Origin of the sequence: Streptomyces sp. CA-250714, assembly GCF_050936705.1 — a bacterium.
In the GTDB taxonomy this organism is placed as follows: Bacteria; Actinomycetota; Actinomycetes; order Streptomycetales; family Streptomycetaceae; genus Streptomyces.
The window spans coordinates 706,114-725,187 of the sequence record NZ_JBNJMI010000002.1 but is presented as its reverse complement, the minus strand read 5'-3'; the positions used below and the strand labels follow the sequence as shown (position 1 = coordinate 725,187).

17 protein-coding genes are annotated in these 19,074 nt (G+C 72.7%); 11 read left to right on the top strand and 6 right to left on the bottom strand.

What is annotated here, in order from left to right:
- Positions 1-74 precede the first annotated feature (74 nt).
- Positions 75-872 (bottom strand): AraC family transcriptional regulator, encoded by a 798-nt coding sequence (locus ACQEU8_RS22115; protein ID WP_433108635.1) that lies wholly within the window; start codon positions 870-872, stop codon positions 75-77.
- A gap of 192 nt (positions 873-1,064) precedes the next feature.
- Here ACQEU8_RS22115 and ACQEU8_RS22110 point away from each other — a divergent pair, with 192 nt between their 5' ends.
- Entirely contained in the window at positions 1,065-1,634 is a 570-nt protein-coding gene (locus ACQEU8_RS22110; protein ID WP_433103724.1) for a TIGR03086 family metal-binding protein, read from the top strand.
- Positions 1,635-2,388: 754 nt separating this feature from the next.
- A complete protein-coding gene (locus ACQEU8_RS22105) occupies positions 2,389-3,435 on the top strand; it encodes an NUDIX domain-containing protein (protein ID WP_433103722.1) in 1,047 nt (348 codons plus the stop codon).
- 25 nt (positions 3,436-3,460) lie between these two features.
- Here the strand turns inward: ACQEU8_RS22105 and ACQEU8_RS22100 are convergent, their stop codons facing one another.
- Positions 3,461-4,924: a dipeptidase gene (locus ACQEU8_RS22100; protein ID WP_433103720.1), complete on the bottom strand. Its 1,464-nt coding sequence runs from the start codon at positions 4,922-4,924 to the stop codon at positions 3,461-3,463.
- A 292-nt stretch (positions 4,925-5,216) separates the two neighbouring features.
- On the opposite strand from ACQEU8_RS22100, the gene ACQEU8_RS22095 reads away from it, so the two are divergent.
- The gene (locus tag ACQEU8_RS22095; protein ID WP_433108633.1) at positions 5,217-6,512 is read left to right on the top strand and encodes a geranylgeranyl reductase family protein; all 1,296 of its coding nucleotides are present in this window, start codon (positions 5,217-5,219) and stop codon (positions 6,510-6,512) included.
- Between the two features lie 143 nt (positions 6,513-6,655).
- Here the strand turns inward: ACQEU8_RS22095 and ACQEU8_RS22090 are convergent, their stop codons facing one another.
- Positions 6,656-7,111, bottom strand: coding sequence for a nitroreductase family deazaflavin-dependent oxidoreductase (locus ACQEU8_RS22090; RefSeq protein WP_433103718.1), 456 nt, complete (start codon positions 7,109-7,111; stop codon positions 6,656-6,658).
- A 217-nt stretch (positions 7,112-7,328) separates the two neighbouring features.
- Here ACQEU8_RS22090 and ACQEU8_RS22085 point away from each other — a divergent pair, with 217 nt between their 5' ends.
- The 3 genes from ACQEU8_RS22085 (at position 7,329) to ACQEU8_RS22075 (ending at position 10,581) form a co-directional block, all read left to right on the top strand.
- On the top strand, positions 7,329-8,039 hold the full coding sequence (locus tag ACQEU8_RS22085; RefSeq protein WP_433103716.1) for a TetR/AcrR family transcriptional regulator: 711 nt from the start codon (positions 7,329-7,331) through the stop codon (positions 8,037-8,039).
- Positions 8,040-8,681: 642 nt separating this feature from the next.
- Positions 8,682-9,875, top strand: coding sequence for a sensor histidine kinase (locus tag ACQEU8_RS22080; RefSeq protein ID WP_433108631.1), 1,194 nt, complete (start codon positions 8,682-8,684; stop codon positions 9,873-9,875).
- Positions 9,876-9,915: 40 nt separating this feature from the next.
- Positions 9,916-10,581, top strand: a complete 666-nt coding sequence (locus tag ACQEU8_RS22075; protein ID WP_433103714.1) for a response regulator — start codon at positions 9,916-9,918, stop codon at positions 10,579-10,581.
- A 19-nt stretch (positions 10,582-10,600) separates the two neighbouring features.
- Here ACQEU8_RS22075 and ACQEU8_RS22070 read toward each other — a convergent pair whose 3' ends face one another.
- The 3 genes from ACQEU8_RS22070 to ACQEU8_RS22060 form a co-directional block, all read right to left on the bottom strand.
- Positions 10,601-11,065 carry a DUF4442 domain-containing protein gene (locus ACQEU8_RS22070; RefSeq protein ID WP_433103712.1) on the bottom strand — a complete coding sequence of 155 codons (465 nt, stop codon included), beginning with the start codon at positions 11,063-11,065 and terminating at the stop codon, positions 10,601-10,603.
- 37 nt (positions 11,066-11,102) lie between these two features.
- The gene (locus tag ACQEU8_RS22065; RefSeq protein ID WP_433103710.1) at positions 11,103-11,939 is read right to left on the bottom strand and encodes an alpha/beta fold hydrolase; all 837 of its coding nucleotides are present in this window, start codon (positions 11,937-11,939) and stop codon (positions 11,103-11,105) included.
- A gap of 224 nt (positions 11,940-12,163) precedes the next feature.
- Positions 12,164-13,414, bottom strand: coding sequence for an MFS transporter (locus ACQEU8_RS22060; RefSeq protein WP_433103708.1), 1,251 nt, complete (start codon positions 13,412-13,414; stop codon positions 12,164-12,166).
- 17 nt (positions 13,415-13,431) lie between these two features.
- Here ACQEU8_RS22060 and ACQEU8_RS22055 point away from each other — a divergent pair, with 17 nt between their 5' ends.
- From ACQEU8_RS22055 to ACQEU8_RS22035, 5 genes are all read left to right on the top strand, one after another.
- The gene (locus tag ACQEU8_RS22055; protein WP_433103706.1) at positions 13,432-14,664 is read left to right on the top strand and encodes an ROK family protein; all 1,233 of its coding nucleotides are present in this window, start codon (positions 13,432-13,434) and stop codon (positions 14,662-14,664) included.
- Positions 14,665-14,668: 4 nt separating this feature from the next.
- Positions 14,669-15,217, top strand: coding sequence for a GNAT family N-acetyltransferase (locus ACQEU8_RS22050; RefSeq protein ID WP_433103704.1), 549 nt, complete (start codon positions 14,669-14,671; stop codon positions 15,215-15,217).
- Between the two features lie 159 nt (positions 15,218-15,376).
- Positions 15,377-15,703 (top strand): SHOCT domain-containing protein, encoded by a 327-nt coding sequence (locus ACQEU8_RS22045; protein WP_433103702.1) that lies wholly within the window; start codon positions 15,377-15,379, stop codon positions 15,701-15,703.
- Positions 15,700-16,446 carry an ABC transporter ATP-binding protein gene (locus ACQEU8_RS22040; RefSeq protein WP_433103699.1) on the top strand — a complete coding sequence of 249 codons (747 nt, stop codon included), beginning with the start codon at positions 15,700-15,702 and terminating at the stop codon, positions 16,444-16,446. The genes ACQEU8_RS22045 and ACQEU8_RS22040 overlap by 4 nt, the downstream gene beginning before the upstream one ends.
- The gene (locus ACQEU8_RS22035) at positions 16,443-19,070 is read left to right on the top strand and encodes an ABC transporter permease (RefSeq protein ID WP_433103697.1); all 2,628 of its coding nucleotides are present in this window, start codon (positions 16,443-16,445) and stop codon (positions 19,068-19,070) included. The genes ACQEU8_RS22040 and ACQEU8_RS22035 overlap by 4 nt, the downstream gene beginning before the upstream one ends.
- Positions 19,071-19,074 lie beyond the last annotated feature (4 nt).

Below are 19,074 nucleotides of genomic sequence, written 5' to 3'. Positions count from 1 at the left end.
CGTCCCGGCCCCGGTCCCATGCGAGCCCGGCCCGGTCTGCGCGGGCGTCCCCCTGCCGACTACATACCGGCCGGTCAGTCGGTCTGAGGTGGGGTCTCCGCTGCCGCGCGGGCGTACGCGGAGGGGGTGACGCCCACCGCGGTGGTGAAGTCGCGGACCAGGTGGGCCTGGTCGCTGTAGCCGAGTTCGGCGGCGAGACGGGCCCAGTCCGTCTCGGGATGGATGGTGGCGTGCTCCATGGCCTCATGGACGCGGTACCGCAGGATCGTCCACTTCGGTGTGACTCCCACGTACGTGGCGAACAGCCGCTGGAGGGTGCGTACGGACATGCCGGCGTCCGCCGCGAGCCGTTCGACGCGCAGCACGGAGCGGTCCGTACGCGCCCGATGCGCCAGCGCCATGGCCTGGACGGCGGCAGGGTCCCGGGTGGGGGAGAGGGAGAGCAGGAAGGTGTCGAGGGCCGCAACCCGCTCGTCCTCCCGGTCCGGGTCCAGGACCTGGTGCGCAACCGTGCCGACAGCGGCGGTGTCGAACGCTTCTTCCAGCCGCAGCTGTCGGCCGGTCAGTGCGGAGACCCGGCGGGGCGGTACGAGGAAGGGGCGGAAGCCGCCAGGGCGGAACTGCACCCCGCATACACGGCCGACACCCTCCAGCTTGGTGGAGAACACGCCGGTGCCCACCCCCGCGACCAACCCCGTTCTGGGCGCGAGGTCCGCCGGGCCGCGCCGTTCGAAGACGACGTTGACGCACGGGTGCGGTACCACCTGCGAGACGTACGGTTCCTCCAGGTCCCAGTCGATCAGCCAGTAGTGCTCGACCCAGCGGCGCAGCGGCTCGGCCGGAAGCCTCCGGCGGAAGTCGACCCGCGCCATCAGCCCCGGGGCCTGCACGATCCCCCGGGTGTCCCGGCGAGGGCCTTCGCCCTCCCCTTTGGCGTGGCCTGTTCTCCCGGCTGCCCGGCCCTCGCCGTGGTCGCTCTGACCTGCCATGACAGCAATCCTATGGCGCAATCCCGTGTCGCGTTTCTTCAGGTCGTGGCGGGCGGCCCGGCATAGCGTGACGGAATGACAAACGCACTCGCTCCCCTCATCGACAGCGCCGCCCGCGCGACCGAACCGGTGGTCCGCGGCGTCAAGGACGAGCAGCTGACCTGGCCCACACCCTGCACCGAGTACGACGTGCGGGCGCTGCTCAATCACCTCTTCCATGTCGTCGTCGGCTTCCAGGCGCTGGCCGCCAGGGGAACCTTCGACTTCAGCACCACCCCCGACTACCTCGAAGGAGACTGGCGCACCCGCTTCGGCGACGAGACGGTCAAGCTGGCCGAGGCGTGGTCGCATCCGGACGCGCTGGAGGGCGTCTCCCAGGGCATGGGGCTGCCGCAGCGCACTGTCGCGCACATGGTGATGGGCGATCTGGTCGTACACGGCTGGGACCTCGCCCGCGCGACGGGCCAGGACTACCGGCCCGACCCGGCCGCGCTCGGCGAGGCCGGACCGGCCCTGGAGGAGATGGCCCCCATGGCCCGGAAGGCGGGGGCGTTCGGCGAGGAGATCCCGCCGCCGCCCGACGCCACTCCGTTCGAGAGAGTGCTGATGTGCACCGGCCGTGACCCCCACTGGTCGCCGTCCTGACGGCAACCGATCGTCGTCCCGACGCGGCCAGTCGTCGCCGCTCTGACTGGCACCCGGTCGCCGCCGCCCTGTCCCAGCCGGTCGCTGCCCCGCCCCAGCCGGTCGCCGCCCCCGCCCCAGCCGGGGGCCGCAACGCCATGGCGGTCTCCGCCCTGAACCGCCGGGGCCGCCCACCATGGCCGGTCGTCGTCCCGACGCGGCCAGTCGTCGTCGCCCTGGCTGGCAGCCGGTTGGTGCCGCTGCCCCGCCCCAGCCGGTCGTCGCCGCCCCGCCCCAGCCGGGGCCGCCGCCCTGTCCCGGCCAGGGGCCGCAGCGCCATGGCGGTCGCGCCCTGACTCCGGCCGGGGGCCACCGCCATGGCCGGTCGCCGTCCTGACAGCGGCCAGTCGTCGCTGCTCTGGCTGGCAGCCGGTCGCCGGCCTCGCCCCAGCCGGTCGCCGCCGGCCTCGCCCCAGCCGGGGCCGCCCCGCCATGGCCGGTCGCCCTCCTGTCCCTGGCCGGGGCTGCAGCGCCATTGCCGGTTGCCGTTCTGATCCGGCCGGTTGGCCAGCCGGCGGCCGGCCGGGGAACATCCGTCCGTCGGTTGCCGCCCCTCCGTCGGTTGCCCCCTCCGCAGGGGGTCGCACGCGCCTGCCGTACGCGCCGGGGCGCGGGCGCCGTGCCTCGTTCAGCGCCGGGAGAGCCGACCCGGCGCGTTTCCCACACCGGGTGATGCGGGCAACTGAACGGGGACGACGGATGAGGGGGGAACACCGTGATCGTCTGGCTGAACGGCGCCTTCGGCGCGGGCAAGACCACTGCGGCGTACGAACTCCTGGACCTGCTCCCAGGCAGCACGCTCTACGATCCCGAAGTCATCGGCGCGGAGCTGCGCTGGATGCTGCCGAAGGAACGGCTGGCGCAGATAGCCGACTTCCAGGATCTGCGCTCATGGCGGCGGCTCGTGGTGGACACGGCCGCCGCTTTGCTGACCGAGGTCCCAGGCCCGCTGATCACGCCGATGACGCTGCTGCGGCGCGAGTACCGGGACGAGATGTTCGGCGCCTTCGCCGCACGCCGGATACCCGTACGCCATCTGCTGCTGCATGCCGAGGAGCCCGTGCTGCGCGAGCGTATCGACACCCGCGCCGCAGCGGACGGCGGTGCCAACCGGGCCTGGTGCCTGAGCCATCTGCGCCCCTACCAGGAGGCGCTGCCGTGGATCACCGCTGAAGCGCACACCGTCGACAGCACGTTTCTCAGCCCGCGCAGCACCGCCGAACGCCTTGCCGAGGCGATCAATGCCGGGGCGGGGGACGTGGACATCGTGCAGACGCCCGAACCGACGGCCGAGACCGTCGCGGCCGGGATACTGCTGTTCGACGACCGCGACCGGGTGCTGCTCGTCGACCCCACCTATAAACCGGGCTGGGAGTTCCCCGGCGGAGTGGTGGAACAGGGGGAGGCGCCGAGCGCGGCCGGCGTGCGGGAGGTGTTCGAGGAGCTGGGACTGCGGCTGGACGGAGAGTTGGCACTGCTTGTCGTCGACTGGGAGCCGCCGCATCCGCCGGGATTCGGCGGGATGCGGCTGCTCTTCGACGGCGGACGGCTCGCGGCCGAGGACGCCGCGGCGCTGCTGCTGCCCAGCGCCGAACTCCGCGGCTGGCGGTTCGTCACCGAGGAGGAAGCCGCGCAACTGCTGCCTCCGGTACGGCTGGAGCGGCTGCGCTGTGCCCTCCAGGCCCGTCGGGCGGGACATCCGCTCTACCTGGAGTGCGGTGTCCCGACCGGCGCCACCGGTTCCGGCAATCTGCTGCGCTGACCCTCGGACGGAGCGGCTCCCGCGCTCAGACCTCGACTGCCTGCTCCGCGTAACCGCGCAGGAACAGCGCCTCGGCGACCGCCATCCGCTCCAGCTCGCGCGGGTCCACGCTCTCGTTCACGGCGTGGATCTGCGCCTCGGGCTCGCTCAGCCCGATGAGCAGGATCTCGGCGTCCGGATAGAGCGCGTCCAGGGCGTTGCACAGCGGGATCGAGCCACCCATCCCCGCGATCTGCATCTCCTGTCCGTCGTACGCCGTGCTCAGTGCCGCAGCCATCGCGGTGTACGCGGGGCTGGAGGTGTCCGCGCTGAACGGCTGGCCCTTGCCGATCACTTCGGTCGACACCCGCGCCTGCCACGGCACGTGCGACTCCACGTGCGCGATCAGCAGTTCGATGGCCTTCTCGACGTCGGTGCCCGGCGGGATCCGCAGCGAGATCAGCGCGCGTGCCGACGCGTGCACCGAGGGCGTCGCGCCGACGACGGGCGGGCAGTCGATGCCCAGTACGGTCACTGCGGGGCGCGCCCACAGCCGGTCGGCGACGGCGCCGTCGCCGACCAGGCCGACCCCGTCCAGCACCTTGGCGTCGCGCCGGAAGTTCTCCTCCGGATACGGCATGCCCTCCCACCGGGCGTCCGCGTCCAGGCCTTCGATGACGGTGTTGCCCTCGGCGTCCCGCAGCGAGTCGAGGGTGCGCAGCAGCGCCGCCAGGGCGTCGGGTGCCGCGCCGCCGAACAGGCCCGAGTGCAGGTTCCCTTCGAGCGTGTCCACCTGTACGCGCAGCAGCGTCATACCGCGCAGTGTGGCGGTGACGGTCGGCAGCCCGCAGCGGAAGTTGCCCGCGTCCCCGATGACGATGGCGTCCGCGGCCAGCAACTCGGGGTGCTGGCGCGCGTACTGCTCCAGACCGCCGGTGCCCTGCTCCTCCGAGCCCTCCACGATCATCTTCACCGAGACGGGCAGCCCGCCGTTCTCCTTGACGGCACGCAGGGCGAGCAGATGCATGATGAACCCGCCCTTGCAGTCGGCGGCGCCTCGTCCGTACCAGCGGCCGTCGGCACCGTCGGTCAGCTCGAACGGCGGGGTGTGCCAGCCCGCTTCGTCCAGTGGCGGCTGTACGTCGTAGTGCGCGTACAGCAGCACCGTGGGCGCGCCCGCCGGGCCCGGCAGGAAGCCGTTGACGGACTGGGTGCCGTCCGGGGTGTCCAGCGCCGCCACATCCTCGAAGCCCTCCGCACGCAGCGCCTCAGCGACCCAGGCGGCAGCGCCCTCGCACTCGCTCCGCGGGAACTGCTCCGGATCCGCGACCGACCGGAACGCCACCAGCTCGGCGAGCTCGGCCCGCGCCCGCGGCATGAGCGACGCGACGGTCGCGGCGACGGCCGACGCGTTCGACGCGTCCGACGCGGGTGATACGGATGACGAGGAAGAAGTGGACGAAGCGGGCGAGGGGGGCATAGCCGTCGGGTCGGACGAAGGCTGCTGCATGGGGAACGCTCCTTGTGGGCGCGACGTTGGCACACGTGTACGGAGACATGTGTATCGCACATGAGCGGCCCCGTAGGATGCGATGGGCCATTCCGTAAGCCGAGGTCAAGCGGGAGCACAACACATCGTGAGCAGCGAGCACGCAGCCGGGAACGACGACGTCGAGCCCGCGGAGAACGCCGGTACGGGTCGGACGGGAGAGCCGGAGACGGCCGGCGAGCAGCCCGTCGAGAGCCCCGCCGAGGACTCCGCGGCGGACGGGGGAGAGGACCGCCCCGTCTGGGACGTCGTCGTGGTCGGCGCCGGACCCGCCGGAGCCTCGGCCGCCTACGCGGCCGCCGTCGCGGGCCGCAGCGTACTGCTCCTGGAGAAGGCCGAACTGCCCCGCTACAAGACTTGCGGCGGCGGCATCATCGGCCCCTCCCGCGACGCGCTGCCCCCCGGCTTCGACCTGCCGCTGCGCGAACGCGTGCACGCCGTCACCTTCTCCCTCAACGGCAAGCTCACCCGCACCCGCCGCTCCCGCAACATGCTCTTCGGGCTCGTCAACCGGGACGAGTTCGACAACAGCCTGGTGGAGTCCGCCGTCAAGGCCGGTGCCGAGGTGCGCACCGGTGTCACGGTCTCCCGCGTCGAACAGCACGGCCCCGCCGTGCCCGACCGCCGTACCGTCGCGGTCGTCCTGGCGGGCGAGGAACAGCCCGTCCTCGCCCGCGCAGTCGTCGGCGCCGACGGCAGCGCCAGCCGGATAGGCGCCCACGTCGGCGTCAAGATGAGCCAGGTGGATCTCGGCCTCGAGGCCGAGATCCCGGTCCCGGCCAGTGTCGCCGAGGACTGGGCGGGGCGGGTGCTCGTGGACTGGGGCCCGCTGCCCGGCAGTTACGGCTGGGTCTTCCCCAAGGGTGACACCCTCACCGTCGGTGTGATCTCGGCCCGCGGCGAGGGTGCGGCCACCAAGCGCTACTTGGACGACTTCATCGGCCGCCTCGGCCTGGCCGGTTTCGAACCCCGCGTCTCGTCGGGGCACTTGACCCGCTGCCGTACGGACGACTCGCCGCTCTCCCGCGGCCGGGTGCTGGTCTGCGGCGACGCGGCCGGACTGCTGGAGCCCTGGACCCGCGAGGGCATCTCCTTCGCGCTGCGCTCGGGGCGGCTGGCGGGGGAGTGGGCCGTACGGATCGCGGAGGCGCACGACGCGGTGGACGCGCGGCGGCAGGCCCTCAACTACGCCTTCGCGGTCAAGGCCGGGCTCGGCGTCGAGATGGGCGTCGGACGGCGACTGCTGCGGATCTTCTCCCGGCGCCCCGGCCTCTTCCACGCGGCGCTCACCGGATTCCGCCCCGCCTGGAACGTCTTCGCCCGCTTCACCCGCGGCGCCACCTCCCTCGCCGAGGTCGTCCGCGTCCACCCCATCGCCCGCCGCGCCCTGGACACCCTCGACCGCCGCGAGGCCGAACGGGGAGGGAGCACCGACAGCGCGGTCGGCCCCGGGGGTGCCCCCGGGGCCGGTGAGGGCCCTGCGGGGGACGGCGGTGCGGGTGACGGCGGTGCGGGCGGCGACTCGGCAACGTCCGGGCGCTCCGTGTAGGCCGTGTCCGGCGGGTCTTGTCCGGCCCGCTGCGGTGTGCCGGTGAGGGGGTGCCCCTGCCCGGCGACTGCGGTCTGCGGGCGCGATGTGGCTGGTCGCGCAGTTCCCCGCGCCCCTTCGGGGCGCCGGGAACGCAAGAGCCGTCAGTCGGTGTAGGTGAGTCGGAAGACAGGGTGGCGTTCGGCAACTGAGCGGAGTTCGTCGTCGGAGGAGTCCGGGCCGACGCCCTCGAAGAATGCGCCGACCTCCCACTTCCACTTGCGCAGATAGGCCCGCAGGATCTCCGGCTTCTCGGCGTCGGGCACCTCGGTTGCGGTGAAGCGCCGACCCCGCTTGCCGTGGAATATCTCGCCGCCGCCCGCGGCGCGCATGTTGTGCGTCCACTGGACGTGCCCACGGGCGGCCACCAGATAGATCCCGCCCTCGTGGGTGAGCGGGTTCACCGGTGTACGGCGCCATTCGCCGCTCTTGCGGCCCTTGACCGCGAGCACACTTGACCCCGCCAGGCTGATGCCTCGCCGGGAGAGCCAGGAGACGGCGCGGTTCAGCACTTTGTTGGTGAACCAGCCGGGACGCTTGACGAACGGCTTGGACGACATCAGTTCCTCCGTCGAGGGGGCGGGTGGAGCGGGCGGGAAGCGGTGATCCGAAGCGAGAGCACTGCTCTCGATGCAGAGCAGTGTTGCACCTCCGGTGCTCCGGGGCAAGAGCAGTGCTCTTGGAGGTGAGCACCGATCTCGAACGCGGGCGTCGCCCGCGTGCATGAGCACTGCTCTCAATGTTGAGCAGCGCTCTCATAGCTGGCACACTGCCCTCATGAGCAGCAAGATCAAGGGCGCCCGGCAGCGGGCCCGAGGTGAGATCACCAGTGCGATCAAGGACGAGGCACGCCGCCACCTCGCGGATGAGGGAGCCTCGCGCCTCTCCCTCCGCGCCGTCGCCCGCGAGCTCGGCATGGTCTCGTCCGCTCTCTACCGCTACTTCCCCAGTCGGGACGACCTTCTGACGGCGCTGATCACGGACGCGTACGACGCGGTCGGGGCAGCGGCCGAAGCGGCGCTCGCCGAGGCCGAGTCGGTAGGGGACTCGCACCTCGTACGCTGGCGGGCTGTCTGCCGGGCGGTCCGGGCGTGGGGGCTGGCGCATCCGCACGAGTACGCGCTGATCTACGGTTCGCCGGTCCCCGGGTACGCGGCTCCGCCGACCACCACGCAGTCGGCCTCGCGGGTCGGCCTCGCACTGCTGGGGATCCTCCGGGACGCGCACGGGAGTGGTGCGCTGCGGGAGCCCACGCGTGCTGCCGCGGCGCCGGACGTGGTGCTGAAGGATGCCGAGCGTCTGGTCGGGGACCTCGGGGTGCGGCTGCCGGCGGCTGTGGCGGTGGAGGCGGTCGCGGCGTGGTCGCAGCTCTTCGGGCTGGTCAGCTTCGAGCTGTTCGGGCAGTTCACCAATGTTGTCGCTGCTCGTGACGAGTTCTTCGACCACGCCGTCGAGCGCCTCGCCGACCAAGTGGGCCTCCGCCGCTGACGCGGGCGGCGCCGCCGCCGACGCGAGGGGCCGCCCGACCGCGCGCCCCCCGCAACCCGAGTCGCCCGGCCCGCAAGCTCCCGGCCCGCAAGCCCTCCAGTCCCGGAGCCCTCCGGCCCCCGCCCTCTGACCCCCGACCCCCGAGCCCTCCAGTCCCCGACCCCGGAGCCCTCCGGCCCCGAGCCTCCAGACCCCGAGCCCCCTCCGCGTACTCCGCAGGGAGTAGCCGTCCGCACCGCGCTCGGCTGACGCCGCAGTGCGCACGCCAGGTCTAGCGTGAGGACTGTGACCAGCAGGCTCCCGTTCCGCCGCCCGTCCTGCGCATTCGCGCACCGACACTTCGGCGCGCCCCCGCCCCCTGGCGGCAACCCACCCACCGGCGGCGACTCACCCGCCGAAGGCAACTCACCCACCGACAGCGACTCACCCACCGACGGCAACCAACCCGCCGACGGCAACTCGCCCACCGACGGTGGCTCGCCCACCGGCGGCAACCCACCCACCCACGGCGACTCACCGCCCGCCGGAAACCCGTCGCCCGGCGGAAAACCACCGCTCCGCGGAAACCCGCCGCTCCGCAAAAGGCCGCCCCTCCGCGGAAATCCACCGCCCGGCGGAGAGCACCCCGCCGACTGGCCACCGCTGTTCCTACGACATCTCCGTCCCGGACACGGGACGGACCCGCGGCGCGTCCCATGGCTCTCCTCGCTCGTCGTCCTGGTCTTCCAGCAGGTCGGCAGCACTTTTGCCGCGCACAACCAGCGGGCCGACACTGTGGACCTGGACGGGCCGGCCCGGGCGTTGCTGGTGCTGGGGCCGCTGTTTCTGCTGCTGCGGCACCGGTTCCCCCGTACTGCCGTGTTCGGTGCGTCGGCGGTCACGCTGGTGTATCTGGCGGCCGGTTATGCCTACGGGCCGGTGCTGATCAGTGTCGTGGTGGCCGGGTTCGCGGCGCTTGTTGCCGGGTGCCGGTACGCGACCTGGGGTGCGCTCGGAATGCTGTGGGTGGGCAATCTGCTGGCGGCGCACGCGTTTTACGGGTGGGTGCCGCCGAAGGGGGACGGGCCGGGGCCGTGGGGGACCGACCTGTTCATGGCCGTATGGATGGTCGCGCTGTGCACGGCGGGCGAACTGGCCAGGGTGCGCCGCGCCGAGCGGGAGCGCCGGGTGCGCGAGGAAGAGGAGGCCGCGAAGCGCCGGGCCGACGAGGAGCGGCTGCGAATCGCCCGTGAACTGCACGACGTACTGGCGCACAGCATCTCCGTCATCAACGTGCAGGCGGGCGTGGGCCTCGCGCTGCTGGACTCCGATCCGGCGCAGGCCCGTACGGCACTCACCACCATCAAGTCCGCCAGCAAGGAGGCGCTCGGCGAGGTGCGGCAGGTGCTCGCCACGCTACGGGCGCCGGGGGACGCGCCCCGCGCACCGGCGCCGGGACTCGACCGGCTCGGCGAACTGACCGAGCAGGCCGCGAGTGCCGGGCTCCAGGTCACCACCGAGACCGAGGGCACGCCGGTACCGCTGCCACCGGGGGCGGACCTGGCGGCGTTCCGCGTCGTCCAGGAGGCGCTCACCAACGTGGTGCGGCACTCCGGCTCCCGCACGGCAGTCGTCCGTATCCGCTACGGCACCGACGTGCTGGAGCTGCTCGTCGACGACGAGGGACCGGCGACCGGCACCGGGCCGACGGGGGGCGGCAACGGGCTGGTGGGGATGCGCGAGCGCGCCGCGGCGTTCGGCGGCGCCGTCGAGGCGGGCCGGCGACCGGACGGCGGCTTCCGCGTCCACGCGACGATCCCGCTGCACTCCGGGGAGAACAGGCCGCCGCTACAGTGAGCGCCCCGGCCGCAGAGCCGCCGAGACGAGGAGAGAGACCGTGATCCGTGTGCTGCTGGCCGACGACCAGCTTCTGGTGCGCGCCGGATTCCGTGCGCTGCTGGACGCGCAGCCCGACATCGAGGTGGCGGGTGAGGCGGCCGACGGCGAGGAAGCGGTCGCGCTGGTACGGGAACTCGGCCCCGATCTGGTTCTGATGGACATCCGGATGCCACTTGTCGACGGACTGGCCGCCACCCGCCGTATCACTTCGGACCCGGAGCTGAGCGGGGTGAAGGTGGTCATGCTGACCACCTTCGAACTGGACGAGTACGTCTTCGAGGCACTGCGTTCGGGCGCCTCCGGGTTCCTCGTCAAGGACACCGAACCGGATGAGCTGGTGCGGGCCGTGCGTGCCGTGGTCGACGGGGACGCGCTGCTGTCGCCCGGCGTCACCCGGCGGCTCATCGAGGAGTTCGCAGCCCGCTCCAAGGAGCCCGCCGGGGTCGAGGGGCTGGCCGAACTCACCGAGCGCGAACGGGAGGTGATGGCGCTGGTGGGGATAGGTCTCTCCAACGAGGAGATCGCCCGTCGGCTGGTCGTCTCACCGCTGACCGCCAAGACCCATGTGAGCCGCACGATGGTCAAGCTGGGCGCCCGCGACCGGGCCCAACTCGTCGTCCTCGCCTATGAGTCGGGGCTGGTGCGCCCGGGCTGGCTCGGCTGACTCCCGCTACCGACGACTGTCAGCCGTCCCGCTTGCGGCGTATGTAGAGCTGCTTGCGGACGCGGGCGACCACGGTGCCGTCCGCCGCGGTGACCGTCGACTCGAACCAGGGCAGCGCCTTGGAGCCGTCAGCGGTGGCGGCGCGGATCTCCTCCAGCCGGTCCTCGGTCAGCTTGAACTCGGTGTAGACGTCGCCGCGTCCGGGCGAGACGAACTCGATCTCGGCCGTCTTGTCCCACACCACGTAGTCCCGGCCGAGCCTGTTGACCGCCAGCAGTGCCCAGAACGGGTCGCTCATCGAATAGAGCGACCCGCCGAACTGGGTGCCGAAGTAGTTGCGGTTCAGCCGTCCGAGCTTCAGCCGTACCCGGGCGCTGCTCCAGTCGTCGGCGATGTCCAGGACGCGGATGCCCGCGAATCGGTACGGCGGGTACCAGTTCAGGGCCCGCAACAGCCCCTTGGGGGTGCGCAGCAGGTTTGCCATGGACGGGACGGTAGCACCGGGACCTACCGGCCGGTAATCACTTGTCGCCCAGGAACCGGACCAGTGCCGCGGTCAGTTCCGCCGGGGCGTCCTCCTGTACGAGATGGCCCGCGCCCTCGATCATCCGGAGCCGGGCTTCGGGGATGCGTTCGGCGAGCCGGTGCGCGTTGTCGGCCCGGATCCACGCGTCGTCGCTGCCCCAGCAGATGAGTACGGGCAGTGCCGTCTCGCCGTACCGCTCTTCGGCCTCCTGGGTCCAGCGCTGGTCGTTCTGGGCGATCTGACGGAAGAAGGCCGGCTGTCCCGCCTCGTCCGACCACGGCCGGGCCAGTTGGTCGAGCACATCCGGGTGCAGGCCCCGGGCGCTGGCGGAGGAGATGTACTCACGGACCATGGCGCCATGGAGCGCGGCAGGCAGCCGGCTGAAGATCTCCGGATGCGCGCCCATCAGCTTGTAGGTGGGTGAGCCCCAGGAATCGAAGGCCACCACGACGTCCACCAGCGCGAGCCTCTCGAAGGGCGCGCCGTGCAGCAGGTGGGCGCGCATCGCCACCGTGCCGCCGAAGTCGTGCGCCACCACGGAAGGCCGCTCGAGCCCCCAGTGCGCCAGGAGTTCGGTGAACACCCGGGCCTGCGCACCGAGGGAGACGTCCTGTTCCTCGTACTTCGCCGAGGCGCCGTAGCCCGGCATGTCCCAGACGTACACCCGGTGGTCGGCCGCGAGCGCGCGGGCGACGCCCCGCCAGGTGTACGAGGACCACGGCGTCCCGTGCAGCAGCACCACGGGCGGCAGCGCGGGGTCACCGAGAGCCGCCCAGCGCACGGCTCCCTGAGTGCTCTCGTACGTACGGTCCAGCGTCCATGTGTCGTTCATGGGCACCACTCTGCGGGCCGCGGGGCCGCCGGAACACTGGCCTGAGTGACGACAACCGGAAGATTCTGGCCACGTCACAGCCGTACGGAAGCGGCCACACGGCTCGCTGGTCGCACAGCCCGCGGCCGTACGGAGCCCGCCGGCCACATAGAGCCCGCCAGCCGTACGGAGCCCGCCGACCGCACAGAGCCCGCCAACCGCACGGAAACCCACCCGCCGCGCGGTCACCTTTCCGGCAGCACCGCCCGCCCCGTCGCCGCCGCCGTAACCGAGGCGAACGCCGCCAGCAGTGCCACCGTCAACAGCGCCGACTGGAGCGAGAACCAGTCGGCGAGGAAGCCGATGGCCACCGGGCCGAGCAGGATTCCGCCGTAGCCGAAGGTGGAGGCGGCAGCGACACCGCTGGGCCCCGCGAGGTCGCCCGCGCGCCCGATGGCGATGGGGAACACGTTGGCCAGGCCCAGACCGGTCAGGACGAAGCCGGCCAGGGCGAGCCACACCGACGGCGCGAGCGAACCCAGCAGCATGCCGCAGCAGCCCAGCGCGCCGCCCCCGACCAGCACCCGTCCGGGGCCCAGCCGTTCGACGAGAGTCGTGCCCGAGAGCCGGCCCAGCGTCATGGCCCCGGCGAACACCGAGTAGCCGGAAGCGGCGAGGGCCGCGCTCGCCCCCAGGTCGTCCGTCAGATGGAGCGCGCTCCAGTCCGCCAGCGCCCCCTCGCCGTAGGCCGTGCACAGCGCGATCAGCCCCAGTACGGCGACCAGTCGGCGGGCCCGCCCGCTCATACGTGCCCGCTGCGCGGAAGCGGCGTCGCCCGTATGCTCCGCAGGTCGCGCAACCGGCAAGTGGAAGCGCAGCAGCGGCCGGGCGGCGAGCGCGGCGACGATCAGCCCCGTGACCGTGAGGAGCAGCAGATGCCGGGTGGCGCTCAACTGGCCGGCGAGCAGCCCGCCGAGGCCCGCGCCGAGCATGCCGCCGAGGCTGAAAGCAGCGTGGAAGCCGGGCATGACGGGGCGGCGCAGCGCGGCGATCAGGTCGACGGCGGTGCTGTTGAGCGCGACGTTCATCCCTCCGTACGCGGCGCCGAAGACCAGCAGCACCAGCCCCAGCGTGAGCGCCGAGTGGGTGAGCGGCGGCAGGGCGACGCTGACGGGCAGCAGAAAGCCGCAGGCGAGCAGCACAGGTTGGTTGCCGAAGCGGGAGCACAGCCGTCCGGTCACCATCATGGTGGCCACGGCTCCCGCCGACACGCCGAGGAGCGCGAGGCCGAGTGCGCTGGCCGAGGCGCCCGTCTGGGCTTTGACGGCGGGGATGCGGACAACCCATCCGGCGAAGAGGAAACCATCGAGAGCGAAGAAGGCGGTCAGGGCGTAACGGAAGCGGCGCAGGTCCGGGCGGTGGGCAGCGGCGGGGAACCGGCCGCCGTGCCCCTTCGCACCGGCGAGCGCCGACCGTATTTTGTTTAGTGTCGGCACAAAGAGAGAATAGAGGCGTGACCCACACGCGTACAACAAGGTTGGAGAGAGGGCGTTCGGCGCTCGGGCCCGCACTGGAGCTGGTCCACACCGGGCAGGCGCCCACCCGCGCCGTGCTCACCGCCGAACTGGGCGTGACCCGCGCCACCGCCGGGGCCGTCGCCGCCGAGCTGGAAGCCCTCGGACTCATCACGGTCGACGCCCATCCCACCGCCCCCGTCGGCAGCCAGGGCCGCCCCTCGCACCGGCTCGCCGTCGACCCCGCCGGACCCGTGGCGCTGGCCGCGCAGATCCACGCGGACGGTTTCCGGGCGGCCCTGGTCGGCCTCGGCGGGCGCATCGTCGCCACCGCACCGGGTTGCGGCACCGTGGACGCCGACCCCGCGCAGGTCATCAGCGAAGTCGTCGAGGTGGGCGCCGAGTTGCTGCGCAGCACGGGGCGGCGCTGCGTCGGCGCTGGGCTGGCCGTGCCCTCCGCCGTCGCGGAGCCGGAAGGCACCGCGCTCAACCCGCTGCACCTCGCCTGGGAGGCGGGCGCCCCGGTCCGCGACACCTTCCGCGCCTGCCTCGCCGATGCCGGGGTCATCGACCAGGCGGACGGTGGCACGGTCACCGGCTTCGCAGCCAACGACCTCAACGTCGCAGCGCTGGCCGAGCACCGGCACGGCGCCGGGCGCGGAGCCCGCCATCTGCTCGTCGTCGGCACCGGACACCACGGTGTGGGCGGCGCACTCGTACTCGACGGGCGGTTGCACACCGGCAGTTCGGGCCTCGCCATGGAGGTGGGGCACCTGACCGTCGACCCCGAGGGCCGCCCCTGCCACTGCGGCAGCTGCGGCTGCCTGGATGTGGAGACCGACCCGGTGGCGCTCTTCGACGCCGCCGGGCGCGAGCCAGAATCCGGCACCTCGCTGCTGACCCAGGCCTCCGAACTGGTCCGTACGGAGTACGACACCGACTCCGGCGTCCGCGAGGCGGCCGGCCGGCTCATCGACCGGCTCGGACTCGGCCTCGCCGGGCTCGTCAACATCCTCAACCCGGACCGCATCGTGCTCGCCGGACTGCACCGCGCCCTGGTGGAGGCCGACGGCGACCGGCTGCGCGGCGTCGTCGCGGACCGCAGCCTGTGGGGGCTCAGCGGCAGTGTTCCCGTGCTCCCCAGCGAACTGGAGCACAACTCCCTGGTCGGCGCCGCCGAACTGGCCTGGCAGCCCGTACTCGATGACCCGATCGGAGCGCTGGGAGGATAGCCCCATGCTTATCCGAGCGGGCGCCGCCCGCGAACTCGGCAGGCTCCAGGAGATCGAACGGGCAGCGGGCCGCTGGTTCCGCGACCTCGGGATGGACGAAATAGCCGACGACGAGCCGCCCTCGACGGAGTGCCTGCGCGAGTTCGCGGACGCGGGCGGACTGTGGGTCGCCACAGACACGACGGGCGGCCCACCCGTCGCCTACGCGCTCACCGAACCGGTCGACGGCTGCCTGCACATCGAGCAGCTCTCCGTCCACCCGGACCGCGCCCGGCGCGGCATCGGCCGCGCCCTCCTGGACCACCTGACGGACCGGGCGGCAGCCGACCGGATGCCCGCGCTCACCCTCACCACCTTCACCGAGGTCCCCTGGAACGCGCCCTACTACGCACGCCTCGGCTTCCGCACCCTCGCCGCACATGAACTCGGCCCAGAACTGCGGGAGATCCGCATCAGGGAGACCAAGGCAGGGCTGGACCGCTGGCCACGGGTGTGCATGCGCCGGGAAGTTGCCGGTCAACAGGATGCCGCTGGTCGTCGCCGGGGTGGGTAGCCACCGCCGGTGACGCGCCCCGCGAGGAGCAGCCGGAAATCCTCTCCGTACTCCCCGGGAGGTATCCGTACTGCCGCTGGCCGTACGACGACCGGGCACCCTCTCGGCGAGCACGCTCGGTAGCGACAAAGGCACACCGCTACCGAGGAGCTGAGGATCATGCAGACCCTGGCGCAATGGCACAACGGCTCAGGACCGGGCCCCTGGATCCTGTTCTTCCCCCTCGTCTGGGCAACCGTCATCGCGGGCGGGATCTTCCTGCTGCGCCGCACCGTGTGGCGCGGCGGCCGCGGCCCCCGCGGCCCCCGCGGCCCCTGGCAGCCGCAGCCGCACATGACGCAGGGCGGCACCGAGAGCCCGCTCCATCTGCTCGACCGGCGGTTCGCGGAGGGCGAGATCGACGAGGACGAGTACTGGCGCCGCGTCTCCGTACTGAACGAGAGCACCCGCGAGCGCGGCCACGGGGCCAAGGGCGGCAACCGATGAGCGGCACCGCCGCAGCCCGTGTCACCGGCGCCGTGAAGGTCTACGGCGCCGGTGACACGGAGGTCCGCGCACTCGACGGTGTGACACTCGGCTTCGCGGCGGGCCGCTTCACCGCCATCATGGGGCCCTCGGGATCCGGCAAGTCCACCCTGATGCACTGCGCCGCCGGGCTGGACACACTCACCGCGGGGCAGGCGTTCATCGGCAGCACCGAACTGGGCTCCCTCGGCGACAAGAAGCTCACCCTGCTGCGCCGCGAGCGGGTCGGCTTCGTCTTCCAGGCGTTCAACCTGCTGCCGACCCTCAACGTCGCCGAGAACATCACTCTCCCGCAGGATCTGGCCGGCTCGCGCCCCGACCCGGAGTGGACCGCCGCTCTCATCGACGTCGTCGGACTCGGCGACCGGCTGCACCACCGGCCCGGCGAACTCTCCGGCGGGCAGCAGCAGCGGGTCGCCGTCGCCCGGGCGCTGGCCTCCCGGCCCGAGGTGGTCTTCGCCGACGAGCCCACCGGCAACCTCGACTCCCAATCGAGTGAGGAGGTGCTAGGGCTGCTGGGCCGCGCGGTGCACGAGATGGGCCGCACCGTCGTCATGGTCACCCACGACCCGGTGGCCGCCGCACACGCCGACGAGGTCGTCTTCCTCGCCGACGGCCGGCTCGCCGGACGGATGCAACAGCCCACAGCGGAGCGGGTGCTGGACCAGCTCAAGTCGTACGACCGCATGGGGGCGGCCCGATGAGGACCGACACCGGAACCCCCGCGGGCGCCGACAGCGGTACCCGGACCAGCGCCGACGGCAGCTCCCGCGCCGCGCTGCGGATCAGCTTCGCCTCGCTGCGCACCCGCAAACGGCGCTTCGCCGGGACCTTCTCCGCCGTACTGCTGGGTGTCGCCTTCCTCACCGGCACCCTCGTGATGGGGGACACCCTGCGGGCCAGTTTCGACACGATGTTCGGCAACGCCACCAGCGGCACCGACGCGGTGGTGCGCAGCGACAGCGTCATCACCACCTCCGACGACGCCATGGGCGCCCGCAGCCCGCTGCGCACCGGCGAGAGCCTGCAGGCCGTCCGCGGCACGCCCGGCGTCGCCGCCGCCGAACCCAGCATCGAGGGCGCCGGGCAACTCGTCGGTGCGGACGGCGAACCCGTGGGCGGCCAGGGCCCACCCACCACCGCCGGCAACTGGATCCACGACAGGGAACTCAACCCCTACGAGCTCTCCCGGGGCCGCGCACCCCGCTCGGCGGGCGAGGTCGTCGTCAACGAGGGCGCCGCCGAGTCCGGCAAGCTCGCCCTCGGCGACGTGACGACGCTGCGCACCCCCGAGCCCGTCCGGGTGAAGATCGTCGGCCTGGCCACCTTCGGCGGCGAGAGCGGCATGGCGCAGTCCACCTTCACCGGGATGACGCGCGCGGACGCCGAGAAGTATCTGATGCCCGAGCCCGGCATGGCCGCCTCGATCCGGGTCAGGGCCGAGGACGGCACCGGTCAGCGGGAGCTCGCCGAGCGGCTGGAGTCCGCACTGCCCAAGGGCGTGGAGGCCGTCACGGGACAGGAGGCGGCCGAGGAGAACTCCGAGAACATCTCCGGCCAGTTCCTGACCCTCTTCACCAGCCTGCTGCTCGTCTTCTCCGGTATCGCGCTGCTGGTCGCCGTCTTCTCCATCCACAACACCTTCGCGATCGTCGTCGCCCAACGCACCCGGGAGAACGCCCTGTTGCGCGCCCTGGGCGCCTCCCGCCGCCAGGTGCTGGGCACCACGCTGAGCGAGGCCGCGGTCGTCGGCGCGATCGCCTCGGCCGTGGGGCTCGGCGCGGGGATCGGCATCGCCGCCGGGCTCCAGCTGCTCTTCCCGGCGATCGGATTCCCGTTCCCCGAGGGCTCGTTGGTCATCAGCGCCCTGTCCCTGCTGCTGCCGCTCGGCGTCGGAGTCGTGGTGTGTCTCGCCTCCGCGCTGCTGCCCGCCGTACGGGCCGCACGCACCGCGCCGCTGGCGGCGTTGCGGGAGACCGCTGCGGAGGACACCCGCGTCTCCCGCGGCCGCGCCGCTCTCGGAGTCGTGCTCGGCGCTGCCGGGGTCGCGCTCGCCGCGCTGGGGGCCGCCTCCGGCAGCAGATCGGTGACGACGACCGCGTCCGGTGCCGTCGCGGTGCTCGCGGCGTTCATCGTCCTGGGCCCGGCGGCGGCCACCCTGGCCGTCCGCGCCCTGGGCGGGCCCGTGGCCAGGCTGCGCGGTACGACCGGGGTGCTCGCCCGGCGCAACGCGCTGCGCAGCCCCAAGCGGACCGCGGCGACCGCGGGGGCGCTGATGATCGGCGTCGCCGTCGTCACCCTCTTCACCGTCTTCGCCTCCTCGCTGAAGGCGATGATGGACGAGACCGTCAGCCGCAACTTCGCCGGGGACGTCGCTGTCAGCACCCCCGGCTTCGGCGCCGGCGGCAGCGACCTGAGCCCTCAACTGGCCCCTGCCGTACAGCGGCTGCCCGAGGTGGACACCGCGCTCGGCCTGGGGCAGGGTGTCGCCCGCGTCGACGGCGCCGGCCGGGAACTGACCGTGACCGACCCGGCCGCACTGCCCCGCGTCATGAACCTGGGCGAGGTGGACGGCTCGCTCACGGACCTGGGCACCCGCGGCATCGCCGTCTCGCGGAGCGAGGCCGCCGACCACGACTGGCGGCCCGGCTCCACCACGACGCTCACCTTCACCGACGGCACCGCACAGCGTTTCACCGTCCGCGCCGTCTACGAGACGGGCGAACTGACCGGCGACTACGTGATCACCCCTCAGGCGTGGGCATCGCACCGCAGCCAGGACGCCGACCGTCTGCTGGCCGTCAGCTTCAAGGACGGCGTCTCCCAGGAAGCGGGCAGGGCCGCCGTCGAGCGGGTCGCCGACCGGTACGGCAAACCGGAAGTGCAGACCCGCCAGGAGTACGCGCAGTCCGCGGCCGGCGGCATCGACATGATGCTCACCCTCGTCTACGCACTGCTGGGCCTCGCCGTCCTCATCGCGCTGCTCGGCATCGCCAACACCCTCACCCTCGCCGTGCACGAGCGCACCAGGGAGCTCGGGCTGCTCCGATCCGTCGGCCAGACCCGCGGTCAACTGCGGGCCATGGTGCGGTGGGAGTCGGTGCTGGTCGCCGCCTTCGGCACCGTCGGCGGGCTCGGCCTCGGCGGGTTCCTTGGCTGGGCCCTGGTACGGGCAACCGACAGCCGGGGACTGAGCGTCTTCAGCCTGCCGCCGCTCCAGCTGACCGTGGTGGCCCTCGTCGGCGTCACCGCCGGCCTGCTGGCGGGCTGGCGACCCGCCCGCAGGGCCGCACGCCTGGACACGCTGCGCGCCATCGCCACCGAGTAGCCCC

Excerpts from the sequence above, each read along its gene's own strand:
- ACQEU8_RS22045 (WP_433103702.1), top strand. The coding sequence starts at position 15,377 with ATGCAGACCCTGGCGCAATGGCACAACGGCTCAGGACCGGGCCCCTGG.
- ACQEU8_RS22070 (WP_433103712.1), bottom strand. The coding sequence starts at position 11,065 with ATGGCAAACCTGCTGCGCACCCCCAAGGGGCTGTTGCGGGCCCTGAAC.
- ACQEU8_RS22040 (WP_433103699.1), top strand. The coding sequence starts at position 15,700 with ATGAGCGGCACCGCCGCAGCCCGTGTCACCGGCGCCGTGAAGGTCTAC.
- ACQEU8_RS22110 (WP_433103724.1), top strand. The coding sequence starts at position 1,065 with ATGACAAACGCACTCGCTCCCCTCATCGACAGCGCCGCCCGCGCGACC.
- ACQEU8_RS22085 (WP_433103716.1), top strand. The coding sequence starts at position 7,329 with ATGAGCAGCAAGATCAAGGGCGCCCGGCAGCGGGCCCGAGGTGAGATC.
- ACQEU8_RS22115 (WP_433108635.1), bottom strand. The coding sequence starts at position 872 with ATGGCGCGGGTCGACTTCCGCCGGAGGCTTCCGGCCGAGCCGCTGCGC.
- ACQEU8_RS22100 (WP_433103720.1), bottom strand. The coding sequence starts at position 4,924 with ATGCAGCAGCCTTCGTCCGACCCGACGGCTATGCCCCCCTCGCCCGCT.
- ACQEU8_RS22035 (WP_433103697.1), top strand. The coding sequence starts at position 16,443 with ATGAGGACCGACACCGGAACCCCCGCGGGCGCCGACAGCGGTACCCGG.
- ACQEU8_RS22090 (WP_433103718.1), bottom strand. The coding sequence starts at position 7,111 with ATGTCGTCCAAGCCGTTCGTCAAGCGTCCCGGCTGGTTCACCAACAAA.
- ACQEU8_RS22065 (WP_433103710.1), bottom strand. The coding sequence starts at position 11,939 with ATGAACGACACATGGACGCTGGACCGTACGTACGAGAGCACTCAGGGA.
- ACQEU8_RS22050 (WP_433103704.1), top strand. The coding sequence starts at position 14,669 with ATGCTTATCCGAGCGGGCGCCGCCCGCGAACTCGGCAGGCTCCAGGAG.